Genomic DNA, 22,717 nt, shown 5'->3' on the forward strand with positions numbered 1-22,717 from the left:
GGGGGCAAGGCTGCCGCGCAAACCCAGCCTGCCGGAGTTGCTGCCATGCCCCTCGCCCGCCCCCTGTTCGCCCTTGCCCTGCTCGCCGCCAGCCCCGCCGCGGCTGAGGTAACCCTCGGCGCCGCCGCCGATGCCGAGGCGCCCCATCGCACCGGCTTCGAGACCGCGGCGAGCGCCATCCTGCCCGGCACTGTGTGGGAGGAGGACGGCATCCTCGTGGAACAGGTGAACGGCATCGAGGAGGGCATCCTCACCGAGTTGCCGGCGGAGGGACGCGAGGGCCTTCGCTCGTGGTATCCCAACGGCGCAGATGCCGGCTATACGGTGATCTCGCTGGCGGACGGCTCTGTGATGACGAGCGTCACCCTGCTGATCGGCAACGGCAATTTCGAGCCGCGCACGGTGCGCTACCGGATGGCGCTAGATGGCGCCGTGGTGGATGAAGGCACGTTCGAGGACAGCGGCACCTTCGCCCGCGTCCGCTTCGACGGGCGGGAGTTCGACGCCCTGTGGCTGCGCAACCGCGCCACCCCGGAAGACCCGGCGCCGGACTTCGGGGACGGGACGGCGAATACGCTGGCGGTGGATGCGGTGGAGGTTCGGGTGGTGGAGTGAGGGCGGCTACCACTAAGAGCTACATTTATCTAGAAAGTTCAAAAACCAGTAGCCTACTAGCAGTCGTGTATATTCAACTCACGCCTGCGGCAGAAGACCTGAAATCTCGCCTTAAAAATCCTCCTCGCCTTCTGCTGTGCAAGCTGAGTCTTGGTCGAAGCAGCCGGAACTCTAGAGCAGATAACGAGAAATCCAATATTCGCCCTAAGCCTATTCTTTACGTTCTCGTGCTCTGCCGAAGTGAATAGCTGCGTACAGGCGTGGTCAACATTACAACCTTTGAGCTCCACGAGAACCGATTTATCCTGGCAGGAGACGAAATAATCCGCCCGGATACCCTCGGTGATAAGGCATCCATCTATTTTACCAACTTCAAATTCATCCTTGCAGTCGTTGAGAAAAATCGCCTTGCGGCCGTTTTCTTCAACTTTGACCCGAGAGTGGCTTACAACGTTAATACAGGAAGTCATATTTCTTCCTCGATATCCAGAAGATCACTAAAGTCGCTAGAAATAACGTCCGAAATCTTGTCGAGAAATTCAGCATCTACGAGACCCTCATCCTGATCGACAATGGATGAGATGACACCATTTTCGATCTTTAGAGCCGAAAAGTCCTCCAGTTTTAGCCAAGCATCGCGAGGAACAATTTCGCCGATCTCTTTATTTTTCTTCTTTCGCTTTGATAGAGATCCAGCTTTTAGAAGGACGTTCAAACGCGACATGATATATGGACTATGCGTAGTGATCACCATTTTTCGGTGACTCGCCTCGCTGGCCACTTTCGAAATCAAGACATCTAAGAGATCGCTCTGAGCATTGGGGAATAGATGTGCCTCGGGCTCCTCAATATAAACCAATTCAGAAGCTATTTTTCCATACTTAGAGGCACGATTCTTCATCCTCTCGTCAAGGTTCATGACGTTATCGATAAAGTACCAGATCGGAAGCAACTCTTGCTGCCCGCTCGAAAGCGACGAGAACGGGACCTTCCTTCCATCCTGCATTTCTATATACTCGCTTTCGCGCTTAAGTTGTATAACTCCACCGAAGAAGCTGGTCATAACCTGAAGACGGGAAAACTGAAAATCTGGGTCTCTTAGGGCACGAGGTAGATAACTCGACTGATCACGCCACCTGGCAAACAGCCTAGCGAACCGCAAAGTGGCGGGGTCCAAGCTGACACCTTGCTCCAGACCTGCAACCATTCTTCCTATGCTGGTAAAGAACGCCCGGCCAGCAGGAATAAACGTTTGACTACGAACCAAATCGCCGCCTGACGTTCGGCCGATCTCCGCCCACATGGCGCTCCGCACTCGAGACGATATTTCTATCGGGCTGGTCGCTAGAAAGTCATCAGATTCATCAGCGTTCTCAGCACTCTCAGAGACCCTCTCGAAAGTTTGCAGCGTCCGAAAATACAGCCTCTCTGTCCATGGGCTCAGCCTGACTGAGACCTCATCCGATAGCTTTCCCTCTATCCGGCGCCGAAGTACACGCACGCCGTGATTGCCTTCCGTAAAGTTAATAATAAAGCGCTTACTTCCCCACGCCATAGGTGGGAACCAGATTGCGAAAGATCTCTCAATGCCTCTCTTAAATTCAGTCAGGCTTATACCGTCCTCGGCGCTTGAAAACATGCTCAGGACAATGTCGTTCATGAAAAAGACGACTTTTGTGAAGACGCTCTTTCCCGATCCTTGGGGCCCAATGAGAACGGTTACCTTCTTTAGGTCGACCTCTGCCTTCTCTATGCAAGAGAAGTCTCTTATCGTTACCGTCGCCATTAGTAGTTCCTCGAGGGAAGATTTCGACCCAAATATACTAGAGTAGGTTGTACCACGAGCGTGCCTTTAGCAAGAATTTCCGCAAAGGAGATTTCGCCAAGAGGCTCGAATAGGCCTTTGGTTGCCCGATGTTGCGAGGAAAGCTGTAGAAAAAGCCCCCCGGCATCACACCGGAGGGCCTCAATCATCTCATCGCACCAGGGCCCTCACCAGGCCCCCCGCGCCTCACATCCGCGAGGCGACGTTTTCCCAGTTCACCAGGTTGTCGACGAAGTTCTTCAGGTAGGCCGGGCGCTTGTTGCGGAAATCGATGTAGTAGCTGTGCTCCCACACGTCGACGCCGAGCAGCGCGGTCTGGCCGAAGCAGAGCGGGTTCACGCCGTTCTCCGTCTTCGTCACCTTCAGCGAGCCGTCGGTGTCTTTCACCAGCCAGGCCCAGCCAGAGCCGAACTGGCCCGCGCCGGCGGCGGCGAAATCTTCCTTGAACTTGTCGACCGAGCCGAAGCTCTCGGTCAGCGCACTCTCCAGTTCGGAGGGCATGGCCGATTTGCCGGGGCCCATCATCTCCCAGAACTGGTTGTGGTTCCAGAATTGCGAGGCGTTGTTGAAGATGCCGGACTGGGCGACCGCGTTCGGATCGTAGGTGCCCTTGATGATCTCTTCGACAGACTTGCCCTCCCACTCGGTGCCGGCGATGGCCTTGTTGCCATTGTCGACATAGGCCTTGTGGTGGATGTCGTGGTGATACTCGAGCGTCTCTTTCGACATGCCGTTGTCGGCGAGAGCGTCATGCGAATATGGCAGATCGGGAAGTTCAAAAGCCATGTCGGGCTCCTTTCGGAAGCTGGTTTGATTTGTCCTTAACATGGCCACGCACGGGCGAAGGTCAATGGCACGCGGGGCCGCAGGGGGCGTTCCACGACATGAGTTTTTGCCGCAGGCGGGGCGTTAGAGCCAGGTCACCCGCTCGCGAAAATCCTGACGGTCGGGGAAGTTGGCGACATGGCGGGCCATCAGCGCACGGGCATCGTCGGGCCGGCGGAGCGGGCGACACAGGGTGATCATGCGCTCCAGCGCATCGGGGCGGGCGGGGTCGACCTCGGTGGCCTTGGTGAGGGCGGCCCAGGCGGTTTGCAGGTCGTCGAGCCGGCGCGCGGCCGTCGCCTCCATGATCAGCGCCTCGGCGGAGGCGTCGGCGAGCTCGCGGTTGCTCGCCATCAGATCGAGGATGTCGCCGTATTTCTCCAGCCGGCTCAGCATCTTGGCCGAAGAGATCAGCCCCTCGCCCGTCACCGCCGCAGGGTCGGCCCCTGCCCCGCCGGGCAGGTAGCGGGTGAGCACGTTCGACATGATGCGGTCGACCAGCTCGGGCGAGACATGGCGGTAGTCGTTACGGCTCCACGCGACTTCCGGCGAGGAAAGCGTGACGAATTCGTAGGAAGGGAAGTAATCCACGCCCTCCTTGCCGATGACGAACTCATCGAGCGCGGCGCGCTGGACGGATTTGGAATAGGCATTGGCCACCAGCACATCCATGTCGCGGAAGGTGGCGAGCAGCGGCACCGGGCTGACCGTCACCAGCATTTTCAGGGGCTTGGTGCGGCTGCGGGTGAGCAGCGCATGCAGCTCCTCCAGCCCCTCCAGGATGTCGCGGTAAGAGAGCACGCGAAAATCGAAGCGCTCGGGTTCGGCCTTGATGGCCTGCATGGGCGGCATGACGTTGAGATAGAGGCCGAGCTTGCGGTCGAACCATGTCTCAACATAGCCCAGCGTGAGGATCACGACATCCGCCTCGGCCACGGCCTTCAGCCCGTCGAGATAGCGGTGGCGGAAGGCGAGGATCTCCTCGGGTGAGAAGTCGAGCCGCGCCATGCCGAGCTGCGCATCGAACCAGGTACCCTTGGCGCCCGGATAGAGAATGTCCTGCCCCGGGAAGGTGTCACGCTCCAGCGCCCAGGTGATCTCGTTCAGCACCGAGTGGATGGAGTACTTGTTGAAGAAATTGCCGGCGTCATCGAGGCTCTCGCCGATCTCGCCCAGATCGAATTCGCGGGAGAGTACGCGCATCCCTGCCCCATCGAGCGCCCGCTCGATATTGCGCGCAAAGCATGAGCCGATGGCGAAAATGCTCTCATCGCGGCCGATCTCGAAGCTGGGGGTGCAGGAGGGCGCGGCGAGCGGATAGAGACGCTCGCCATCCTTGTCGGGCGAGGGAAAGCGGCGCAGCGGATTGGTGCGCGCGCGGCTCATCGCCTGGGCGGCGGAGATGCTCTCGATATTTCTCATGCCCGGCCTCCTTGGTGGTGCCCCGGAAGTGTCGCCGGGGAGTGCGATGTCACAATGTCCAAATTAGGGCAAAATTCTATGGAATGCATGGGGCATCCCGGCGATGAAGCCGGTGCGCAGAACAGAACGAGCAGTCATGGCAGAGCCCCTTCCCTTTGACGTGCCGGATATTTCCGGCTCGATCGCCACTGAGATCACCGAGCTGGAGGGCGCCTTCGTCATCCCCCCGCCCAAGGGCGCGCCCAACCAGAGCGTGCAGCGCGCCGGGGTGCTGACGGCGGATGGCGCGCCGGTGGAGAATGCGATCACCTGGCGCGGCACCTCGCCGTTGACGACGATGCCCGACATGCCGGTGGGTGAAGTCGAGCGGCTGGAGGGCAACTGGCTGTTCCTCGGCTCGCTCTTCGGCCATTTCGGCCATTTCCTGGTCGAAAGCATCTGCCGGATCTGGGCGGTCGACGCGCTGAAGGGCAAGCTCGACGGCGTGCTCTATGTGCCGAAGTTCCAGAACCGGCCGGAGCATGTGGCGAATGTCTACCGCCCCTTCCTGCAGTCGCTGGGTGTCGACCTGCCGATGCGCAACCTCGAAGACCCGACGCAGGTGGAACGGCTGTTCGTGCCGCGTCAGGGCTTCGGCATGTTCCAGATGATCGAGGGCGCGCCGGAGTTTCGCGCCTTCGCCAAGGCCCATGCCGGCAAGGATGTTGAGCCGGAGGGCGACGAAAAGATCTACATTTCTCGCTCCGAACTCCCGGGTGCCCGCGGTTCGGTGCTGTTCGAGAAGCGGCTGGAGGGCTGGCTGCAGTCCGAGGGCTACGTGCCCTACCATCCGCAGAAGCACGATCATCGGGCGCAGATCGCCGCTTACCGGGCGGCTCGGCAGATCATCGCCGTGGATTGCTCGCCGCTGCACCTGCTGGCCCTTGTGGGGGATGAGGCGCAGAAGGTCGGCGTCATCGCCCGGCGCGACGGTGATCTCGACCAGATCTTTGCGCGCCAGATCCAGGCCTTCCAGGGTGCAGAGGCGCATGCGATCAACCATCTGCGCCGCAACTGGATCGAGGCGCATGGAAACCGGCCCAGCCGCACGAGCTGGGGCGAGCTGGACTACCCGGCGCTGCGCGAGAGCCTGATTGCCGCGGGTCTGATCGAGGGCGTGGAGGCCTGGGACGAGCCGACCGATGCGGAGTACCAGGCCGAGCTGGAGCGGATCGCCGCGGCTGCGGGCCACAAGTTCAAGCCCTATGAGGGGCCCAAGGGCACAGCGCCGTCTGACGGCGACTGAGGTGCGGCCGCGCTCGCCTGCCGGGGTCAGGCGGAGCGCGGGGCCACCAGCGGCAGGAAGATGTCGTCGATGATCTCGTCGATGCCGGCGTCCGAGATCGTCTCCAGCGTCATGACCTCCTCGTAGATCGTCAGGTCGATCATCAGCGTCGTGATCCGCGGCGTCAGGCGCGCGGGGTCGATTTCTCCCCGCGCAACGCCGCGGTCGAGGATGCGGCGTACTGCATCTGGATCGGCGATGTCAGCCCGCAGCTGATACATGCTCGACCGGGCCTCCTGCAGATCGTCGCCCATCTCGAAGATGTAGCGGAGCAAGGTGGGCGGCGTACGATCGGCAAGGCCGCGGAGCAGCGCGCGCAGCTCGTCCCGCAGGTTGCCCATATCGGGCACGACGACGGGATGCTGGCGCACGAAGCGGGCCAGCGCCGCCGTCGCCAGCGCCATGACACTGGGCCAGCGGCGCGCCAGCACCGGCCGGCTGGTGCCGGCCCGGCTGGCCACCGCCTGCAGGGTCAAGCCGCGATACCCGCCCGCGTTCAGCTCCTCCCACGCCGCGTCGAGAATGGCGGCCTCAAGGGCTTCGCCGCGCCGCCGGCTGCCAGTGCTGTCTGTCGTATCGTTCATGGCTAAGATGCAAACAGCATCCTATTGACGGGATCAAGGCGCAAGATTAGATGCATCATGCATCTTATGGCCGGCCTGCACCCGGCGCCTCCCGCGGAGACCGGCATGACTCCGAGCCTCGAACTGAAGTCCGTCACCAAGCTCTTCCCCTCTGGCGACGGGGTAAGCGGCATCGATTTCACCATCAGGGCCGGCGAGATCCACGCGCTCGTCGGGCTCAACGGCGCCGGCAAGTCGACGCTGATGCGGCTGATGCTGGGCATGAAGCGGCCGGACAGCGGCGAAGTGCTGATCGACGGCGCCCCGCTTCAGAGCCTCGATCCGCAGCGCTGGTCGCGCGTCGGCCATCTCATCGAGTACCCCTTCGCCTATGGCGAGCTGAGCGTCCGCCAGAACCTCGTGCTCGCGGCCCGGCTGCGTGGCCTTTCCCCGGCCCGCGCCCGGACGTCAGCCGACGACATCATCACAGGGCTGGCCCTGGAGAAGTTCGCCGAGCGCCGGGTGGCGGACCTGTCGCTGGGCAACCGGCAGCGCGTCGGCCTCGCCGCGGCGCTGCAGCACGGCCCCGACCTCGTGATCCTCGACGAGCCGACCAACGCGCTCGATCCATCCGGCATGATCGCGCTGCGCGACACGCTCCTCGCCCGCGCCGCCGCCGGCGCCGCGATCCTCGTGTCGAGCCATCACCTCGACGAGATCGCCCGCATCGCGGACCGGATCACGGTGATCAACGCCGGCCGCATCATCGGGGCGCTGGAGCCCGGACAGGCGGAGATCGAGCGCGCCTTCTTCTCGCTCGTCAGCGCAGATGCGGAGGCCGCGTGACATGACCACCCTGCGCACGGCGCTCGGCGTCGAATGGTCGAAGTTCCGCCACGCCCGCTTCGGGCAGCTCACGACCCTCGGCATCATCCTCGTCACCGCGGTGATCAGCCCGCTGATGAACATGGGCGATGCCTCGACCCTCTCAGCGGGCGACTGGGCCCGCTACTTCGATCTCAGCGCCGGTACCGTCGCCACCGGCGGCCTCTTCGGGTTCGGCCTCGTCGCCGTCTGGCTCTTCGCCCGCGAATTCGCCGACGGCACGATTGCGGGCCTGTTCGGATTGCCGGTCCGGCTGTCCACCGTGGCGCTGGCGAAGCTGGTCATGTTCGCGCTCTGGGCGACCGCGACGACGCTGGTCATGACGCTCGCGCTGGTCCTCGCGGGCCTGCCGTTCGGCCTTGGCCCCTGCGGCGCAGAGGCAACGATGGCGCTGGGAAGGCTCGTCGCGGTGAGCCTGCTGACGGCCTGGCTGACGCTGCCCTTCGCGCTGGTGGCGAGCCTGTCGCGCGACTACCTCGGCCCGATCGGGGCGATCCTGCTGGCGGTCATCGTCAGCTCCGTCCTCGCCGATGGCGGGCTCGGCGGCTGGGTGCCCTTCGCCGCGCCCGGATACTGGGCGGCGGCAGGCGGCTCGGCCGATCCGCTGGCCACGATCCTGCAGGTGTCGGGGAGCCTCGTGCTAGGCCTCGTCTGCGGCGCGCTGACCCTGCGTGCCTGGCGGCGGCTGGAGATCTAAGCGCCTGTCCCGACGGGCCCCGCTGCCGCCACGAATTCCGCGCGGAATTCGTCACGGAAATCGCGCGATTTCCGTGGGCCCGCCGCTCAGAAGTAGCCCACCGGCCCCGCCGCTGCCGAATGGGTCAGCAGCTCTTCGACGTAATCCGCCACCGAGCGGAAGCAGATCACGTCAAAGCTGTCCTCGCCGCTCACCCAGAAGGCCGCCGGCACTTGTGCCAGCCGCGAGCGGCGGAACTCGCCCTCCGGCAGCCGCTCCACCGACAGATCGGCGGGCGAGGCCTTCGCCAGCACCTCGCGCACGAACGGCCCGGTCATGCGAAAGCGCACACGCATGGATGAGACATCCTGCACCAGATGGTGCACACCGGTCAGCTTGTCGGTCAGCGCTTCCACCATGCCCGGCGCCGCGCCCTCCGCGCAGAAAAGCAGCAGCTCGTCGAGCGACATCCAGGCCAGTGCCCTGTCGGCGCCGCCCGTGATCTGGCGCTTCTCCGGCATGGCCACACCGGCCACATGTGCCGCCGCCTCGCCGACCGCGCCGTGATCGCCGCGGATCAGCACCATCCCGCAGGGGACGCGAAGGATGCTCGTGTCAGCCATTCAGCCGCTCCCCTTCCGGATCGTAGAGCGTGGTCTCGCAGACGGTCGCCGTGATCGTGCCGCCCTTGCCGTCGGTCACCTCGACCGTCTCGCCCATCCTGTCTGGCCCGTGGATCAGCAGCGCCATGGCGATACCGCGCCCGAAGGTCGGGGAATAATAGGTCGAGGTGATGCGCCCCTGGGTGTTGCGCTGGCCGTTGGCATTGTCGCCCGCCGCCAGGATGTAGGCGCCCTCGGGCAGTACGACATCGTCTTCGGCGCGCAGGCCTACCAGCTTCCAGCGGTTCGGATCGGCCATGTGGCTGCGCTCATGGGCGCGCTTGCCGAGGTAGTCGTCTTTCTTCTTGGCGATGGCCCAGCCGAGGTTCAGGTCCTGCGGAATGATCGTGCCGTCGGTCTCTTCGCCGATCATCACATAGCCCTTCTCGGCGCGCAGCACGTGCATTGCCTCGGTGCCATAGGGGGTCACCCCATGCGGCTGACCGGCCTGTAGCAGCGCCTCCCAAAGCTCCGGCCCGTGGCTGGCGGGCACGGCGATCTCGTAGGACAGCTCGCCCGAGAACGAGATGCGGAAGATCCGCGCCGGCAGACCGCCGAGCGTGCCCTCTCCCCAGCCCATGAAGGGCAGTGCCTCTTTCGAGACATCGACGCCGCCCAGCGTCTCCAGCACCTCGCGGGCCTTCGGGCCGACGACCGCGACCTGTGCCCATTCCTCGGTGACATTGGCGGTGTAGACCTGCCAGTCCCACCATTCGCATTGCAGCCAGTCTTCCATATGAGCGTGGATGCTCTCGGCCCCGCCCGTGGTGGTGTGGCAGAGCCAGGTATCTTCGCTCAGACGCGCCGCAACGCCATCGTCGATGAGGAAGCCGTTTTCGTTGCAGATCAGGCCGTAGCGGCACTTGCCGACGGGGATGGTCGAGGGGCGGCCGGTGTAGATCATGTCGAGAAAGCGCCCGGCATCGGGGCCCTTCACGACGATCTTGCCCAGGGTCGAGGCGTCGAGCATCCCCAGCGAGCTGCGCACCGCTTTCACCTCGCGGGCGACCGCGGCGTGAGTGTCTTCACCCGACTTGAGGTAGGCGTAGGGACGGCGCCACTGGCCGACCGGCTCCCACGTCGCGCCGTGGGAGGCGTGCCAGTCGTGCATCGGCGTCTTGCGCACGGGCTGGAAGCGCGGGCCGGTGGCGGAGCCCGCAATCGAGCCCATCGAGATGGGCGTATAGGGCGGGCGGAAGGTCGTGGTGCCGGTGGCCGGAATAGCCGCGTTCAGCGCATTAGAAAGCACCGCCAGACCGTTGATATTGCTCAGCTTGCCTTGATCGGTCGCCATGCCGAGCGTGGTGTAGCGCTTGGCATGCTCGACGCTCTCGTAGCCCTCGCGGGCCGCGAGCTCGACGTCGGAGACCTTCACGTCGTTCTGGTAATCGAGGAACATCTTGCGCTTCAGCGCCGGCCCGGCGCCCTGGGGCATCAGCCAGACGGGCGCGAGCGGCTGCTCCTCCGCCTCGCTCACGGGCACCGTCAGCCCGGCATCTTCCAGCGCGGCGGCGGTGCCGAGATGGCCGTTGGCCGAGCCGACGACGCGGGCCATGGCCTGGCCCTTGTCACCCAACGGCGGGCGGCTGGCGTCGGGGCGGAACATGGCACCGGCCTCGTCCCAGTTCAGCTTGCCGCCGGAATGGGACCACAGGTGCACGGCCGGCGACCAGCCGCCCGACATGGCGACGGCATCGCAGGCGATCTCTTCCAGAGCGCCGCCCTCGCCGATCTGCAGACCGATGCCAACGCCGGTGACCTGCTTGCCGCCATGCACTTTCACCACCGCCCGGCCCGGCTCCACCCGGATACCTGCATCGCGGGCGGCCTGCGGCAGCGCGCCGGTCACCTCGGTCCGCGCATCGATGATGGCGGCCACCGACAGGCCGGCACGATGCAGCGCCAGGGCGGTGCGATAGGCGTCGTCATTGTTGGTCACCACGACCGTGCGGTCGCCGGGGCTCACAGCCCAGTTGACGAGGTAGTCGCGCATGGCAGAGGCCAGCATCACCCCGGGCACGTCATTGCCAGCGAAGGAAAGCGGGCGCTCCAGCGCGCCGGTGGCCAGCACAATCTCTTGCGTGCGCAGCCGCCACAGGCGGTGGCGCGGGCCGGGCTCGCCGGGGGCGTGGTCCGTCAGCCGCTCATAGGCCAGCAGGTAGCCGTGATCGTATAGACCGGCGGCCATGCAACGCAGGCGCAGGCGAACATTCTCCATGCCCTCAAGCTCTTGCACGGCGCTCTTTACCCAATCCTCGGCGCTCTGGCCGTCGATCTCGGGCGCATCCACCACGGCGCGACCGCCCCAATGGGCGCTCTGCTCCATCAGCAGCACCTGCCGGCCCTCGCGACCGGCGGCGCGCGCCGTGGCCAGGCCGGCGATGCCGCCGCCGACGATGACGAGATCGACATGGGCGTGGAAATGCTCGTAGGTCGAGCCGTCCTTCTCTTTCGGCGGTTTGCCGAGGCCGGCGGACTGCCGGATGAAGGGCTCGTAGAGATGCTTCCAGAAGGCGCGCGGCCAGAGGAAGGTCTTGTAATAAAAGCCCGCGGGCAGAAAGCGCGTCAGCGCCGTGTTCACCGCGCCGATGTCATGATCGAGGCTCGGCCAGTGGTTCTGGCTGATAGCGGTGAGCCCGTCGTAGAGCTCCGTCACCGTCGCCCGCTGGTTCGGCTCGAAAAAGGCACCTTCACCCAGCCCAACAAGCGCGTTCGGCTCTTCGGCGCCCGAGGCCACGGCGCCGCGCGGGCGGTGATACTTGAACGAGCGGCCCAGGAGCATCTGGCCCTGGCCCATCAGCGCAGAGGCGAGCGTATCGCCGGCAAAGCCGCGCAAGCGTTTGCCATCGAAGCGAAATTCCAGCGGCGCGGCCCTGTCGAGAAGCCGGCCGCCCTGGGGCAGGCGTGCGCTCATGAAAACTCTCTCCAGCGCCAGCCGGGATGGCGGGCGGTGATGGCCTCGCGGATATGCTCCGGCGGCTCGGTGGTTTGGGCGGGATAGGTGCCGAACACCTCCAGCGTGGCGGTGTCGCGGGCGGCGAGGAACCATTTGCCGCAGCCGGACGCATGGCGCCAGCGCTCGAAATGCGGGCCGCGCGGGTTCTCACGCTCGAAGAGATAGGCCTCGAAGGCTTCGTCCGCCGCATCGGTGCCGGCGCGCTTAACATGCGCCTCACCGCCGGGATGGAGCTCCGTCTCGTCGGCGGCAATGCCGCAGCAGGGACAGGTGAGAGTCAGCATGTGCGGCCCCCAAGGTTGGAGGCCGCGGCGCCCCTCACATGAGGGACGCTTTTCAAGCCGTTGAGTTTATTCGCTGGCCGGGGCGTCAGCGGCGGTGTCGCCAGTCGCGGCGTCGTCAGCCGGTTCGATCTCGGCGCCATCGGCAGGGCCGGCGCCATTGTCGACATTGACGGTGACATCGGCAGCCGGGTCGGTCGCGAGGCCTTCTTCGATGGGGCCGCGATCCGGCAGAAGCCAGGCGAGCAGAGCGATGATGACGACGATGGCGACAATGGCCGCGGCGATGAGGCCGGCGCTGCCGCCGCGCGATCGCGCAGGCTCCACGACGACGCGAGTGGATTCATCGTGCGACACGGGGCGCGTGGGGTCATTGGGGTCGTAACGGTCTGCCATTCTGGCCTCCAGGGGTCAATTTCCCCCCAAACGCCCCTCGCCGCTTGCCGGTTCCCCGCGGCGCAGGCGGGTTGCCGCCGATCTTCCTGCCGGGCGCCCATCAGTGCGCCACCCCGGCTGCGACGCTCTCGTCGATGAAGCGCCCTTCGCGGAAGCGGTTGAGCCCGAAGTCATTGGCCAGCGGCGCGCTGCCCTTGGCCATCAGCTCGGCCATGGCCCAGCCAGAACCCGGGATGGCCTTGAAGCCGCCGGTGCCCCAGCCGCAATTGACGAAGATGCCGCCCACCGGGGTTTTCGAGATGATCGGCGAGCGGTCGCCTGTCATGTCGACGATGCCGCCCCATTGGCGCAGCATCTTGAGGCGCGAGATCATCGGGAAGGTCTCGACCAGCGCGCGCACCGTCTCTTCGATATGATGGAAGCTGCCGCGCTGGGTGTAGTTGTTGAACCCGTCGGTGCCGCCCCCGATGACCATCTCGCCCTTGTCGGACTGGCTCATATAGCCGTGCACCGTGTTGGCCATGACCACCACATCCATGCAGGGCTTCACCGGCTCGCTCACCAGCGCTTGCAGCGCGAGGCTCTCGATCGGCAGGCGGAAGCCGGCCCTCTTGGCCAGCACGCCGGAATGGCCGGCGACGACCAGCCCCAGCTTGCCGCAGCCGATCTCGCCCTTGCTCGTCTCCACCGCCGTCACCTGCCCGCCTTCGGAGCGGATGCCGGTGACCTCGCAATTCTGGATGATGTCCATGCCCATGTTCGAGCAGGCGCGCGCGTAGCCCCAAGCCACGGCATCGTGCCGCGCCGTGCCGCCACGCGCCTGCCAGAGCGCGCCCAGCACCGGGTAGCGCGGGCCTTTCAGCTCGATGATCGGCAGCAGCTCTTTCACCCGCTCGGGGCTGATGAATTCCGTCTGCACGCCCTGGATCGAGTTGGCATGGGCCGTGCGCTTGTATCCGCGCACCTCATGCTCGGTCTGCGCCAGCATCATGACGCCGCGGGGGCTGAACATGACGTTGTAGTTCAGCTCCTGGCTGAGCGTCTCGTAAAGGCTTCGGCTCTTCTCGTAGATCGCGGCAGACGGGTCCTGCAGGTAGTTGGAGCGAATGATCGTGGTGTTCCGCCCCGTGTTGCCGCCGCCGAGCCAGCCCTTCTCAAGCACCGCCACATTGCGGATGCCGAAGTTCTTGCCGAGGTAATAGGCGGTGGCGAGGCCGTGCCCGCCGGCGCCCACGATAATGACATCGTAGCGTGGCTTGGGGCTCGCCTTGGCCCAGGCGCGCTGCCAGCCAAGGTGGTCGCGCAGGGCTTCGCGGGCGATGGCGAAGGCGGAATATCGGCGGGTGGGCATGCGAATCCCCGTATAGGTGTCGGTGCCTTGTTGACGCTATGCGCCCTCGCCTAAGCCTTCCAGAGCGGCGCATCTATGCACGAATGCGACAGGCGCCTTCGGGGGCCTTTCGCGCGGTGCGGCACGGCGCTAGAGAGGCGGCATGTTCTTCTGGCTTCTGGCACTTCTCATGGCGCTCGGCGTCGGGCTCATCCTCTGCCTGCCGCTTCTGCGGCCCCGCAATGTTGCGGGGGGCGGCAGCGACCGGGCGCTCTACAAGGCGCAGCTGGCAGAGGTCGAGCGCGACCGAGAGCGCGGCCTGCTTGGCGAGGCCGAGGCCGAGCGTGTGCGCGCCGAGGTGGCCCGCCGCCTGATCGGCTCGGCCGAGGCCGAGGCTGGCCGCAACGCCCCCCGCCCTGCCGCCATTGCCGCCGCTGCCGCCGTTGTGCTGGCGCTCGCGGCGGGCGGCGCCGGGCTCTACCTCTGGATCGGCGCGCCGGGCTACCCTGACCTGCCGCAATCGCTGCGCAAGACCATGGCCGCCGAGGCGGAAAGCGAGCGCATGCCTCAGGCTCAGGCCGAGGAGCTGGCGCTGGAGGCGATGCCGCCGCCGCCCGAGGCGCCCGAGGATTATGCTGCAATGATCCAGCAGCTGCGCGAAGCGGTGCCGACGCGCCCCGACGACCCGCGCGGCTGGGAGCTGCTGGCCGAGCATGAATTCGCCCTCGGCAATTACGCCGCCGCCGCCCGTGCGCAGGAGCGTCTGATCGCGCTGAAGGGCGACGAGGCGACGGCCACCGATCAGGCCGGCCTGATCGACCGGCTGGTCGCGGCAGCGGGCGGCTATGTCTCGCCCGAGGCCGAGGCGGTTGCCCGCGCTCTACTGGCGGAGGACGAAACCAACCCCGCCGGGCGCTATTACATCGGCCTGCTGCACGCCCAGTTCGGCCGGCCCGACCTGGCCTTCGGGCTCTGGCAGCCGCTGGCCGAGGAGGCCCCGACGAGCCCCTATAACGAGCTTGCACGCATGCAGGTCTCTGACGTCGCCGCCGAGATCGGCATGAGCTACACGCCTCCTGCCCGCCCCGGCGCCACCGCCGGCCCGAGCGCCGAGGCTATGGCGGCTGCCGAGGACATGACGCCCGAAGAGCGGCAGGCCATGATCGAGGGCATGGTGAACGGCCTTCTGGATAGGCTCGCGAGCGAAGGCGGCCCGGCGGAGGATTGGGCGCGGGCCATCACGGCGCTCGGCGTGCTCGGCCGCCTTGACGCTGCCGGCCCGATCTATGCCGAGGCGCAGGATGTTTTTGCTGGCGATGACGAGGCGCTGGCCCTGCTGGCCGATGCCGCCGCAGGTGCCGGGCTGCAGACGGATGCCTCCGATGGCTAGGCGCGCCGCCCTGCGCCCGGGAGCGCCCGCATGATCTGCGAGAGCGCCGAGGATTTTGCCGCCGCCCTGCCCCCCATGGGTGCCCTCATCGGCGGCGATCTTGGCACAGTCACGCTCGGCGTGGCCGTCTCTGACACCCTCCGCGCCGTCGCCTCGCCGATCGAGACGATCAAGCGCAAGAAATTCACGCTCGATGCCGCCCGCTTCCTTGAGATCGCGGGCAAGCGCGGCTGTGTCGGCATCGTGCTCGGCCTGCCGATCAATATGGATGGCACCGAGGGCCCGCGCGCCCAGAGCACCCGCGCCTTCGCGCGCAACCTCAGCCGGCTCACCGAGCTGCCCATCGCCTTCTGGGACGAGCGCCTCTCCACCATGGCCGCCGAGCGCGCGCTCTTGGAGGCCGACACGTCGCGCCGCCGACGTGCCGAGGTGATCGACCATGTGGCGGCGGGCTACATCCTGCAGGGACTGCTCGACCGGCTCGGCCATATGAGGCGCAATCCATGAGCGATGACGTCTGGCGCCGGCCCGAGATCGAGAGCCCTTGCGTGAATGTCTGCGTGATCCATCCGCGGGCGAAGATCTGCGCCGGCTGCTACCGCACCATCGACGAAATCGCGCAATGGAGCCGCCTGAGGCCCGAGGAACGTCAGCTGATCATGGCGGATCTTCCGGCTCGCGCGCCTCTGCTGAAGAAGCGCCAGGGTGGCCGCGCCGGCCGGAAGCGCGGCGAGGAGTAAGGGCGGGCGCCCGGAAGAGCCGGGCGCCCGCTTGTCGTCAAACCTTGCGCTCGGCGCGCAGGCCCTTCCAGATGGCCCAGCACATCACCAAGAGCACGATGGTGAAGGGCAGGCCCGTCGAGATCACCATACTCTGCAAGGATGCCAGGCCCCCCGCCGAGAGCAGCAGCACGATGGCCACGGCCCCTTCGAAGACGCACCAGAACACCCGCTGCGGCACCGGCGCATCGACCTTGCCGCCGGCGGTGATCGTGTCGATCACCAGCGACCCGGAGTCGGACGAGGTGACGAAGAACACGATGACCAGCACGATCGCGATGATCGAGGTGATGGATGCCAGCGGCAGCCCCTCAAGCATGGCGAAGAGCGACAGCGGCGGATTGTAGCTGTCGATCACCTCGGCCTTCACCGGCGAATTGGCCGGATCGGTGAGCACCTGATCGATGGCGGCGCCGCCGAAGACGGCCATCCAAAGCACGCAGACGAGGCTGGGGATGATGAGCACGCAGATCACGAACTCACGCACCGTGCGGCCACGGCTGACGCGGGCGATGAACATGCCCACGAACGGTGACCAGGAGATCCACCACGCCCAGTAGAAGCTCGTCCAGCCCTGCACGAAGCCGGTGTCTTCGCGGCCGACGGGGTTCGAGAGCGGGATGATGTCCACCACGTAGGAAACGAGGCCGTTGCCGAAATCGGTGAGGATCACCAGCGTCGGCCCGATGATCAGCACGAAGAGCAGCAGCAAGCCCGCCAGCCCCATGTTGATCTCCGAAAGCAGCTTCACCCCGCCGTCGAGGCCGCGCAGCACCGAGATGAGCGCGATGGCGGTGATGCCGGTTATGAGGATCACCTGCGTCGTCGGCCCGATCGGGATGCCGAAGACGTAGTTCAGCCCCGCATTGGCCTGCTGCGCGCCGAAGCCGAGCGAGGTCGCCAGGCCGAAGAGCGTGGCGAAGACGGCCAGCGTGTCGATGACATGGCCCCACCAGCCCCAGACGCGCTCGCCCAAGATCGGGTAGAAAGCCGAGCGGATCGTCAGCGGCAGGCCCTTGTTGTAGCTGAAGAGCGCCAGTGCGAGAGCGACGACGGCATAGATCGCCCAGGGGTGCAGACCCCAGTGGAAGATCGTCGCCGCAAGGCCCATGGCCTTGGCTGCCTCGACATTCTCGGGGATCAGCGAGCCGTCTTCAGCGAAGGGCGATGGCACGCCCAGCGGCTCGGACACGCCCATGTGGTAAACGGGCTCGAGCACGCCGAAGAACATGAGGCCGATGCCCATGCCGGCGGCGAAGAGCATCGCGAACCAGCCGATGTAGCCGTAATCGGGCCTCGCATCGACGCCGCCCAATCGGACCGATCCGACGGGGGTGACGATCAGCACCAGGCAGAAGATGACGAAGACATTCGCCGCCGACAGGAAGAACCAGTCGAAGCTCTGCGTGACGGTGTTGAAGAGCCAGGTGAAGACGCTGCCCGCCTGCTCCGGCAGGGCCAGCGTGTAGAAGACGAAGACCACGATCGACAGGCCGGAGATGAGGAACACCGGGTTGTGGATGTCGAGGCCGAAGGGGCCGATCTTGCGTTCGATATTGTCCTGACCGATCTCGTAATCGGTCTCGATGACATCCGAGGCGCCCTCTGGCGCCGGGATGCCCTGACTGGCAGACTCGTCTGTCATCTCACGTCCCTCCTTTTCTTGTTGCTTGTCACTGTCATGTGCCGCGCACCACGAAGACGGAATGCTTGAAATGCCGCGCGATCTTGCCGCCGTTCGACGGCCAGAGGTGATCGGCCAGGCCCGGCACATGGCTGGCCATGACGATCAGATCGGCACCGATCTCGTCCGCCGCGGCAAGCAGCTTGTCGTCGAGATCGACCGACGGGTCGTGGCTGACGATGTCATGCGCCTTGGCGGTCTGCCCGTGCGCCTCGCTCTGCGTGGCCGCGAAGGCCTGCAGCTTTTCGGCGAATTCCTTCGGCGTATGCGCCACCGATCCCGGCGTTTCGGCATGCACGGCGACATAGGTGGTTGTCGCGCCATAAGCCTTGGCGAGGTCGGCGGCGACAGAGAGTGCCCTGTCTAACTGGCCCGCATGGGCCAGGTCGACGGGCACCATGATATGGTTGAACATATGGCCCTCCTTCCGTTTTTCAGCCCTCGTGTTCTGCAATGGGCCGCGCCGAACGCACGGGCAATGCAGCCCTCGGGCCGCCCCGGACCAGCCGGGGTTGGTTAATGTGTGACACATCGCCGAACGGATTGAAACAAAAGCGACATCGGCGATGCCGCTTTTCAGCTATCTCGGGGGGCTGGCCGCGGTGGCTGGCTTCAGCCGTTCAGATCCACCACCACGCGGCCGCGCACCTGGCCCTGCAGGATCTCGGCGCCGAGGCGCGGCAGATCCTCCAGCGTGGCTGGCACGATCATCTCTTCGAGCAGCTCCATCGGCAGGCTCTCCGCCAGCCGCGCCCAGGCGGTGAGGCGCTGCTCATAGGGCACATAGACGGAGTTGATGCCGATGAGCTTCACCCCACGCAGCAGGAAAGGCGTGACCTTCATCGGCACCTCGGCGCCGCCTGCCAGCCCCACAGAGGCGACTGCTCCGTTCGAGGCGATCTGCCCGACGAGCCGCGCCAGCATCGCGCCGCCGACGCTGTCGATGGCGGCGGCCCAGGCCTCGGATTCCAGCGGGCGCTTGATGGCCTCGTCGATGTCGCCGCGCGGCACGATCTGGCTGGCGCCGAGATGGCGCAGATAGGGCTCCTGCTCCGGCCGGCCAGTGACGGCGGCGACGGGATAGCCAAGCGCCGAGAGCAGCGCGACGGCGACGGAGCCAACGCCGCCGGACGCGCCGGTGACGAGCACGGGGCGCTCGCCGACGGTCAGCCCCTGCTCTTCCAGCGCCAGCGTGGCAAGCATGGCGGTGAAGCCGGCGGTGCCGACGGCCATGGCCTGCCGCGTCGTCAGACCCTCGGGCAGCGGCACAAGCCAGTCGCCTTTAACGCGGGCCTTCTGCCCGTAGCCACCCCAATGCCGCTCGCCCACGCCCCAGCCGGTGAGCACCACCTTGTCGCCGGGCGCATAGCGGGCGTCATCTGAGGCTTCGACCGTGCCGGCGAAGTCGATTCCGGGCACATGCGGATAGGTTCGCACCAGCCCGCCACCGGGGCCGATGCACAGGCCGTCCTTGTAGTTGAGGGTGGAGTATTCCACCGCGACGGTCACATCGCCCTCGGGCAGGCGGCTCTCGTCGATCTGCTGTACCGAGGCGTGGGTGCCGTCGTCCGTCTTCTCGACAATCAGGGCGTTGAACATGGGCCGGGCCTCCTTTTGGTGTTTGCGGCGAGACTGGTCTCGGCGGCCCTGCCGGTCAAGCCGGGCTGCTCACGCCCGGCGCAAGGCGGCTATGATCTCCGCCAGGATCGACACCGCAATCTCCGCAGGCGAGACGGCGCCGATGTTCAGCCCGACAGGTGCCTGAATGCGGGCGGCAGCCTCGGGCGAAATGCCGGCCTCCTCCAGCCGGTGCAGGCGCGCGGCATGGGTGCGGCGCGAGCCGAGGGCGCCGATGTAGAAGGCGGGCCAGGTCAGCGCGGCCTTGAGCGCGGCATCGTCGAGCGGGTGGTCATGCGTCAGCGTCACCACGGCGCTGCGCTCGTCGGGAGCCGCCTCGGCCAGCGCGTCCTCGGGGGCGTCGGAGGTGACGGGTGCGGCGTGGAAGACGGCGGCGAAGCCGGGACGCGGGTCGATGACGAGCGGCGAGAGACCGCAGGCGCGGGCCATGGGCACCAGCGCCTCGGCGATCTGCCCGGCGCCGAGGATCATCAGCCGCGCCGGCGTGCTTTGCAGGGCGACGAAGGTGTTCGTCTCGGCGTCGATGCCCGAGCGATCTGTGCGGAAGGGCTCCGGCCAGGCCTCCGGCCCCTCCAGCCGCGGCGCGCCACCCTCCAGCGGTGTGACCAGCGCCACGCGGCGCCGGGCTGCGCGCGCCTCTACCAGCTCCGCCAGCAGCGCCTCCGGCAGCGCAGAGCCGACCGGCTGCAGCAGGATGCGGATGCGCCCGCCGCAGGCGAGCCGGGCCTCCATGGCGCTCTCGTCGCTGACGCTCAACGCCAGCTCCTGCGCCTTGCCCTCCGCCAGCGCCTCGCGCGCAGCCGGGAGGGCCTCTGCCTCGACAGCGCCGCCGGCGAGGTCGCCGAGCTGCTCGCCAGCGCCGCTGATCGCCATCATGGCGCCCGGCCGCGTGGGGGCGGAGCTCCAGGCCTCCATGACCGTCGCGAGGACGGCGCCGCGGCCGGCGCGGTGCCAGTTCAGAAGGGCTTCGATGATGTCGGGCGGGCTGGCGGCGGAGTCGGTCATCTCAGGGGGCCTCGCGCTGGAACCTGCGTGACCCTACGCCCGTGACCCTTCCCGGGTAAATGCGAAACGGCCGCGGCGCTGGAATGCGCCGCGGCCGTGAGCCTGGGTCTTCGGTGGCTCTGGCTTACCAGCCGAGCTCGGTGAAGATCAGCTGGCCGGGGTTGCGACGCGAGCCGTCGTAGGAGCCGATCCAGATGTCGTAGAGACCCGGCTGCGGGTTGTAGAAGGTGATCGCCGGGTTCGTGCCACGGTAATCGTCATTGTAATAGAACGTCCCGTCCGGCGCGTTCACCAGCAGCACGGCGTCGGCGTTCGATTGCACGGCGATCGTCAGCTGCGAGGAATTCCCGTTCCAGTAGAGGTCGAAGTCGGGGCGCGAGGTGGTGAAGCCCGCCCAGCCAGCCGCGCCGCAGCCCGACAGGCTCTGCGTGCCGCCGGCGGTGATGTTGCGCACGTAGGGGTCGGGCGTGAAGCCGGCGTTGAGCGTGATCTGCCCGAAATAGGGCGCCGCCTGCCAGTCCGGGCAAGCCTGGGCCGCGCCGGTGCCCAAAGTGACCAAAGCCAGAAGTCCGGCCGCGAATTGCTTGATCATGTGACTAATCCTCCATGCGACGCCGAAATACGCGGCGACTTGATGGCGTATCATTCCGACGTCACAACAGTTTGAGTCAACTGTGAAGCCCGGCTTTTTGACCGTTTGGTCAGTAAAACCATACCCGGCGCAGCTTTTCCTTGACCGGGGGCCACCCGCCAGCGCGTGAACGCGGTGTTTCCATCCCTAAGACTTTTCTAAAATGCGAATGAATGGCACTGTCTGGGGGCTGCCGCTCCGGGCGGCCCGATGCCTTGACGAAAGCCAGACAGCCGCCCCATGCCGGATTACGACGAGATCCCCTCCCCCGACCTGTCGCTCGCCGACCTTTCGGCTGAAAGCTGGCGGGCGGGCCTTGCGCGGCTGGGCGAGGCGCAGGGGCATTACGAGCCGATCGGCCCGGCCCATGCGGCGCTGCTGGCCGACAACGGGCGCGACCTTCTCGTCACCTTCTCCACCTTCGCCGAGGCGCGCAGCCAGCCCGGCGCCCTGCCCTTCGGCTACCGTCTGGCGGCGGCCCGGGGCTGGTCGCATCTGGCGATCCTGGCTGAGGGCGAGACCTGGTTTCGCGATCCGCGCCTCTGGGGCTATTTCGACCGGATCTGCGACGATGGCTTCCTGGAAGATTTCGACAACGTGCTCTTCTACGGCGCCCATGCCGGCGGCTACGCAGCGGCGGCGTATTCACTCGCGGCCCCCGGGGCACGGGTGCTGGCGCTTCGCCCCGTGGCCACCCTGACGCCTGGCATCGCCGGCTGGGACAGGCGCCACCTGACCGCGCGGCGGCTCGACTTCACCACGCGCTACGGTTTTGCCCCCGACATGATCGAGGGCGCCCGCGCCGCCTATGTGCTGCACGACCCGCAGCTCGGCGCTGATGCTGCCCATGCCGCGCTCTTCCGCTCAGAGGCGGCAGTGCCGCTGCGGGCGCGCTACAGCGGCGCGGGGCTGGAGGCGATGTGTGCCCGGCTCAGCATCCTCGAGCCGATGATCGACGCCGCGATGGACGGCACGCTCAGCCCCGCCGCCTTCGCCCGCCTCTGGCGCGCCCGGCGGAACGATCCTTCATGGTTGCGCGCCCTGTCGCGTCGGCTCGACGGGCCGCGCAGCCGCCAGAGGCTGGCAGCCGTCGCCCGCTACGGCGCCACCACCGGAGACGGCGGCTATTACAAGCGGCTGCTCGAAGACCTCTCGGCTCACGAAGCCGCCTGAGGTTCGCTTCTACTTGGTGTAGCGCTCAAGCCCGACGGGCCGCGTCTCGCTCATAACATCGCCGTCGAACTGGCTGGAGAGGATCATCGCGGTCTTCACCTCAGGCAGATAGAGATAGGCCAGATCGAGCCCGCCCTGATCGCCCCAATCGTAGCGGATATCGGCGCGCACGGCCTCATAGCTGCAATCCGACAGCGTGATCGGCGGCGCCTCGCTGTAGCGAATGGTGACGCGCTCGTCGCGGGTGCTGCCATCGTCGAAGAGGTTCACGGTCTGCCCCTCCCATGAGACGCCGGGCAGCGGCTCGGGCAGGATGGCGGGGTCGGTCGGGAAATCGATCGTCAGCCCGGTGCCGGCGACAGTGCCGCCGGTCGGCGACGCCTCGCCCTCTTCAACGAAATAGATGCCGCGATGGGCGCGGAAATACATGGGCGCGCCGCCGTTGGCATAATGCTCTTCCATGCCGAGATAGCCGTCGCCCTGGCGGCGGCTGATCGTGTAATCGCCATTCTCGAAGCGCACGACGACGCCGCGGGTCAGATCGGACGAATCGAGGCACTCTGCGCCGGCCACGCTGGCCAGAAGGCTCAGGGCGGCAGCGCTGCCGCTCAGCAAATGTCTCATGAAATCTCCTCCTTCACCGCCACGGCGGCCTTC

At 66.3% G+C, this 22,717-nt stretch carries 24 protein-coding genes; 8 read left to right on the plus strand and 16 right to left on the minus strand.

From position 1 onward, the window contains the following. Positions 1–45: 45 nt before the first annotated feature. Positions 46–615, plus strand: coding sequence for a hypothetical protein (locus ACXN5S_RS04390; RefSeq protein WP_458604183.1), 570 nt, complete (start codon positions 46–48; stop codon positions 613–615). A gap of 56 nt (positions 616–671) precedes the next feature. Here ACXN5S_RS04390 and ACXN5S_RS04395 read toward each other — a convergent pair whose 3' ends face one another. The 4 genes from ACXN5S_RS04395 to ACXN5S_RS04410 all read right to left on the minus strand — a co-directional run bounded on the left by ACXN5S_RS04395 (position 672) and on the right by ACXN5S_RS04410 (position 4,687). After that, complete coding sequence (locus ACXN5S_RS04395) at positions 672–1,085, minus strand: hypothetical protein (protein WP_458604184.1); 414 nt, start codon at positions 1,083–1,085, stop codon at positions 672–674. After that, positions 1,082–2,401, minus strand: a complete 1,320-nt coding sequence (locus ACXN5S_RS04400; RefSeq protein ID WP_458604185.1) for an AAA family ATPase — start codon at positions 2,399–2,401, stop codon at positions 1,082–1,084. The genes ACXN5S_RS04395 and ACXN5S_RS04400 overlap by 4 nt, the downstream gene beginning before the upstream one ends. A 225-nt stretch (positions 2,402–2,626) precedes the next feature. Then, the gene (locus tag ACXN5S_RS04405) at positions 2,627–3,226 is read right to left on the minus strand and encodes a superoxide dismutase (RefSeq protein WP_458604186.1); all 600 of its coding nucleotides are present in this window, start codon (positions 3,224–3,226) and stop codon (positions 2,627–2,629) included. Between the two features lie 123 nt (positions 3,227–3,349). Further along, positions 3,350–4,687: a GSCFA domain-containing protein gene (locus ACXN5S_RS04410; protein WP_458604187.1), complete on the minus strand. Its 1,338-nt coding sequence runs from the start codon at positions 4,685–4,687 to the stop codon at positions 3,350–3,352. A gap of 136 nt (positions 4,688–4,823) precedes the next feature. Here ACXN5S_RS04410 and ACXN5S_RS04415 point away from each other — a divergent pair, with 136 nt between their 5' ends. Beyond that, positions 4,824–5,972, plus strand: a complete 1,149-nt coding sequence (locus ACXN5S_RS04415) for a glycosyltransferase 61 family protein (RefSeq protein WP_458604188.1) — start codon at positions 4,824–4,826, stop codon at positions 5,970–5,972. Positions 5,973–5,998: 26 nt separating this feature from the next. Here the strand turns inward: ACXN5S_RS04415 and ACXN5S_RS04420 are convergent, their stop codons facing one another. Then, entirely contained in the window at positions 5,999–6,595 is a 597-nt protein-coding gene (locus ACXN5S_RS04420; protein WP_458604189.1) for a TetR/AcrR family transcriptional regulator, read from the minus strand. A 105-nt stretch (positions 6,596–6,700) separates the two neighbouring features. Here ACXN5S_RS04420 and ACXN5S_RS04425 point away from each other — a divergent pair, with 105 nt between their 5' ends. After that, positions 6,701–7,420, plus strand: coding sequence for an ABC transporter ATP-binding protein (locus ACXN5S_RS04425; RefSeq protein ID WP_458604190.1), 720 nt, complete (start codon positions 6,701–6,703; stop codon positions 7,418–7,420). 1 nt (position 7,421) lies between these two features. Then, positions 7,422–8,156, plus strand: a complete 735-nt coding sequence (locus ACXN5S_RS04430) for an ABC transporter permease (RefSeq protein WP_458604191.1) — start codon at positions 7,422–7,424, stop codon at positions 8,154–8,156. An 86-nt stretch (positions 8,157–8,242) separates the two neighbouring features. On the opposite strand, the gene ACXN5S_RS04435 is transcribed toward ACXN5S_RS04430, so the two are convergent. From ACXN5S_RS04435 to ACXN5S_RS04455, 5 genes are all read right to left on the minus strand, one after another. Continuing rightward, positions 8,243–8,758 carry a sarcosine oxidase subunit gamma gene (locus ACXN5S_RS04435; RefSeq protein WP_458604192.1) on the minus strand — a complete coding sequence of 172 codons (516 nt, stop codon included), beginning with the start codon at positions 8,756–8,758 and terminating at the stop codon, positions 8,243–8,245. Next, positions 8,751–11,711: a sarcosine oxidase subunit alpha family protein gene (locus tag ACXN5S_RS04440; RefSeq protein WP_458604193.1), complete on the minus strand. Its 2,961-nt coding sequence runs from the start codon at positions 11,709–11,711 to the stop codon at positions 8,751–8,753. Before ACXN5S_RS04440 ends, ACXN5S_RS04435 begins: the two co-directional genes overlap by 8 nt. Next, the gene (locus tag ACXN5S_RS04445) at positions 11,708–12,037 is read right to left on the minus strand and encodes a sarcosine oxidase subunit delta (RefSeq protein ID WP_458604194.1); all 330 of its coding nucleotides are present in this window, start codon (positions 12,035–12,037) and stop codon (positions 11,708–11,710) included. The genes ACXN5S_RS04440 and ACXN5S_RS04445 overlap by 4 nt, the downstream gene beginning before the upstream one ends. Positions 12,038–12,103: 66 nt before the next feature. Continuing rightward, complete coding sequence (locus tag ACXN5S_RS04450; RefSeq protein ID WP_458604195.1) at positions 12,104–12,430, minus strand: hypothetical protein; 327 nt, start codon at positions 12,428–12,430, stop codon at positions 12,104–12,106. A gap of 100 nt (positions 12,431–12,530) precedes the next feature. Next, positions 12,531–13,781: a sarcosine oxidase subunit beta family protein gene (locus tag ACXN5S_RS04455; RefSeq protein ID WP_458604196.1), complete on the minus strand. Its 1,251-nt coding sequence runs from the start codon at positions 13,779–13,781 to the stop codon at positions 12,531–12,533. 142 nt (positions 13,782–13,923) lie between these two features. Between ACXN5S_RS04455 and ccmI the strand changes: the two genes are divergently transcribed. From ccmI to ACXN5S_RS04470, 3 genes are read left to right on the plus strand one after another with little or no spacing between them, the layout of a single operon-like run. Further along, positions 13,924–15,150, plus strand: a complete 1,227-nt coding sequence (gene ccmI, locus ACXN5S_RS04460; RefSeq protein ID WP_458604197.1) for a c-type cytochrome biogenesis protein CcmI — start codon at positions 13,924–13,926, stop codon at positions 15,148–15,150. Positions 15,151–15,180: 30 nt separating this feature from the next. Continuing rightward, positions 15,181–15,657, plus strand: coding sequence for a Holliday junction resolvase RuvX (ruvX, locus tag ACXN5S_RS04465; protein ID WP_458604198.1), 477 nt, complete (start codon positions 15,181–15,183; stop codon positions 15,655–15,657). Beyond that, positions 15,654–15,890, plus strand: coding sequence for a DUF1289 domain-containing protein (locus ACXN5S_RS04470; protein WP_458604199.1), 237 nt, complete (start codon positions 15,654–15,656; stop codon positions 15,888–15,890). The genes ruvX and ACXN5S_RS04470 overlap by 4 nt, the downstream gene beginning before the upstream one ends. 37 nt (positions 15,891–15,927) lie before the next feature. Here ACXN5S_RS04470 and ACXN5S_RS04475 read toward each other — a convergent pair whose 3' ends face one another. The 5 genes from ACXN5S_RS04475 to ACXN5S_RS04495 all read right to left on the minus strand — a co-directional run bounded on the left by ACXN5S_RS04475 (position 15,928) and on the right by ACXN5S_RS04495 (position 20,848). Then, positions 15,928–17,574, minus strand: coding sequence for a BCCT family transporter (locus ACXN5S_RS04475; RefSeq protein ID WP_458604200.1), 1,647 nt, complete (start codon positions 17,572–17,574; stop codon positions 15,928–15,930). Between the two features lie 34 nt (positions 17,575–17,608). After that, positions 17,609–18,028, minus strand: a complete 420-nt coding sequence (locus tag ACXN5S_RS04480) for a universal stress protein (protein ID WP_458604201.1) — start codon at positions 18,026–18,028, stop codon at positions 17,609–17,611. A gap of 197 nt (positions 18,029–18,225) precedes the next feature. Continuing rightward, positions 18,226–19,212, minus strand: coding sequence for an MDR family oxidoreductase (locus ACXN5S_RS04485; protein ID WP_458604202.1), 987 nt, complete (start codon positions 19,210–19,212; stop codon positions 18,226–18,228). Between the two features lie 69 nt (positions 19,213–19,281). Then, entirely contained in the window at positions 19,282–20,256 is a 975-nt protein-coding gene (locus ACXN5S_RS04490) for an XdhC family protein (protein WP_458604203.1), read from the minus strand. A 124-nt stretch (positions 20,257–20,380) separates the two neighbouring features. Further along, on the minus strand, positions 20,381–20,848 hold the full coding sequence (locus tag ACXN5S_RS04495) for a peptidase S1 (protein WP_458604204.1): 468 nt from the start codon (positions 20,846–20,848) through the stop codon (positions 20,381–20,383). Positions 20,849–21,127: 279 nt separating this feature from the next. Between ACXN5S_RS04495 and ACXN5S_RS04500 the strand changes: the two genes are divergently transcribed. Continuing rightward, on the plus strand, positions 21,128–22,060 hold the full coding sequence (locus ACXN5S_RS04500; protein ID WP_458604205.1) for a hypothetical protein: 933 nt from the start codon (positions 21,128–21,130) through the stop codon (positions 22,058–22,060). Positions 22,061–22,069: 9 nt separating this feature from the next. Here the strand turns inward: ACXN5S_RS04500 and ACXN5S_RS04505 are convergent, their stop codons facing one another. Continuing rightward, complete coding sequence (locus ACXN5S_RS04505; protein WP_458604206.1) at positions 22,070–22,684, minus strand: hypothetical protein; 615 nt, start codon at positions 22,682–22,684, stop codon at positions 22,070–22,072. Positions 22,685–22,717 lie beyond the last annotated feature (33 nt).

It is taken from the genome of Pseudoroseicyclus sp. H15 (assembly GCF_054353345.1).

Excerpts from the sequence above, each read along its gene's own strand:
- ACXN5S_RS04390 (WP_458604183.1), top strand. The coding sequence starts at position 46 with ATGCCCCTCGCCCGCCCCCTGTTCGCCCTTGCCCTGCTCGCCGCCAGC.
- ACXN5S_RS04395 (WP_458604184.1), bottom strand. The coding sequence starts at position 1,085 with ATGACTTCCTGTATTAACGTTGTAAGCCACTCTCGGGTCAAAGTTGAA.
- ACXN5S_RS04400 (WP_458604185.1), bottom strand. The coding sequence starts at position 2,401 with ATGGCGACGGTAACGATAAGAGACTTCTCTTGCATAGAGAAGGCAGAG.
- ACXN5S_RS04405 (WP_458604186.1), bottom strand. The coding sequence starts at position 3,226 with ATGGCTTTTGAACTTCCCGATCTGCCATATTCGCATGACGCTCTCGCC.
- ACXN5S_RS04410 (WP_458604187.1), bottom strand. The coding sequence starts at position 4,687 with ATGAGAAATATCGAGAGCATCTCCGCCGCCCAGGCGATGAGCCGCGCG.
- ACXN5S_RS04415 (WP_458604188.1), top strand. The coding sequence starts at position 4,824 with ATGGCAGAGCCCCTTCCCTTTGACGTGCCGGATATTTCCGGCTCGATC.
- ACXN5S_RS04420 (WP_458604189.1), bottom strand. The coding sequence starts at position 6,595 with ATGAACGATACGACAGACAGCACTGGCAGCCGGCGGCGCGGCGAAGCC.
- ACXN5S_RS04425 (WP_458604190.1), top strand. The coding sequence starts at position 6,701 with ATGACTCCGAGCCTCGAACTGAAGTCCGTCACCAAGCTCTTCCCCTCT.
- ACXN5S_RS04430 (WP_458604191.1), top strand. The coding sequence starts at position 7,422 with ATGACCACCCTGCGCACGGCGCTCGGCGTCGAATGGTCGAAGTTCCGC.
- ACXN5S_RS04435 (WP_458604192.1), bottom strand. The coding sequence starts at position 8,758 with ATGGCTGACACGAGCATCCTTCGCGTCCCCTGCGGGATGGTGCTGATC.
- ACXN5S_RS04440 (WP_458604193.1), bottom strand. The coding sequence starts at position 11,711 with ATGAGCGCACGCCTGCCCCAGGGCGGCCGGCTTCTCGACAGGGCCGCG.
- ACXN5S_RS04445 (WP_458604194.1), bottom strand. The coding sequence starts at position 12,037 with ATGCTGACTCTCACCTGTCCCTGCTGCGGCATTGCCGCCGACGAGACG.
- ACXN5S_RS04450 (WP_458604195.1), bottom strand. The coding sequence starts at position 12,430 with ATGGCAGACCGTTACGACCCCAATGACCCCACGCGCCCCGTGTCGCAC.
- ACXN5S_RS04455 (WP_458604196.1), bottom strand. The coding sequence starts at position 13,781 with ATGCCCACCCGCCGATATTCCGCCTTCGCCATCGCCCGCGAAGCCCTG.
- ccmI (WP_458604197.1), top strand. The coding sequence starts at position 13,924 with ATGTTCTTCTGGCTTCTGGCACTTCTCATGGCGCTCGGCGTCGGGCTC.
- ruvX (WP_458604198.1), top strand. The coding sequence starts at position 15,181 with ATGATCTGCGAGAGCGCCGAGGATTTTGCCGCCGCCCTGCCCCCCATG.
- ACXN5S_RS04470 (WP_458604199.1), top strand. The coding sequence starts at position 15,654 with ATGAGCGATGACGTCTGGCGCCGGCCCGAGATCGAGAGCCCTTGCGTG.
- ACXN5S_RS04475 (WP_458604200.1), bottom strand. The coding sequence starts at position 17,574 with ATGACAGACGAGTCTGCCAGTCAGGGCATCCCGGCGCCAGAGGGCGCC.
- ACXN5S_RS04480 (WP_458604201.1), bottom strand. The coding sequence starts at position 18,028 with ATGTTCAACCATATCATGGTGCCCGTCGACCTGGCCCATGCGGGCCAG.
- ACXN5S_RS04485 (WP_458604202.1), bottom strand. The coding sequence starts at position 19,212 with ATGTTCAACGCCCTGATTGTCGAGAAGACGGACGACGGCACCCACGCC.
- ACXN5S_RS04490 (WP_458604203.1), bottom strand. The coding sequence starts at position 20,256 with ATGACCGACTCCGCCGCCAGCCCGCCCGACATCATCGAAGCCCTTCTG.
- ACXN5S_RS04495 (WP_458604204.1), bottom strand. The coding sequence starts at position 20,848 with ATGATCAAGCAATTCGCGGCCGGACTTCTGGCTTTGGTCACTTTGGGC.
- ACXN5S_RS04500 (WP_458604205.1), top strand. The coding sequence starts at position 21,128 with ATGCCGGATTACGACGAGATCCCCTCCCCCGACCTGTCGCTCGCCGAC.
- ACXN5S_RS04505 (WP_458604206.1), bottom strand. The coding sequence starts at position 22,684 with ATGAGACATTTGCTGAGCGGCAGCGCTGCCGCCCTGAGCCTTCTGGCC.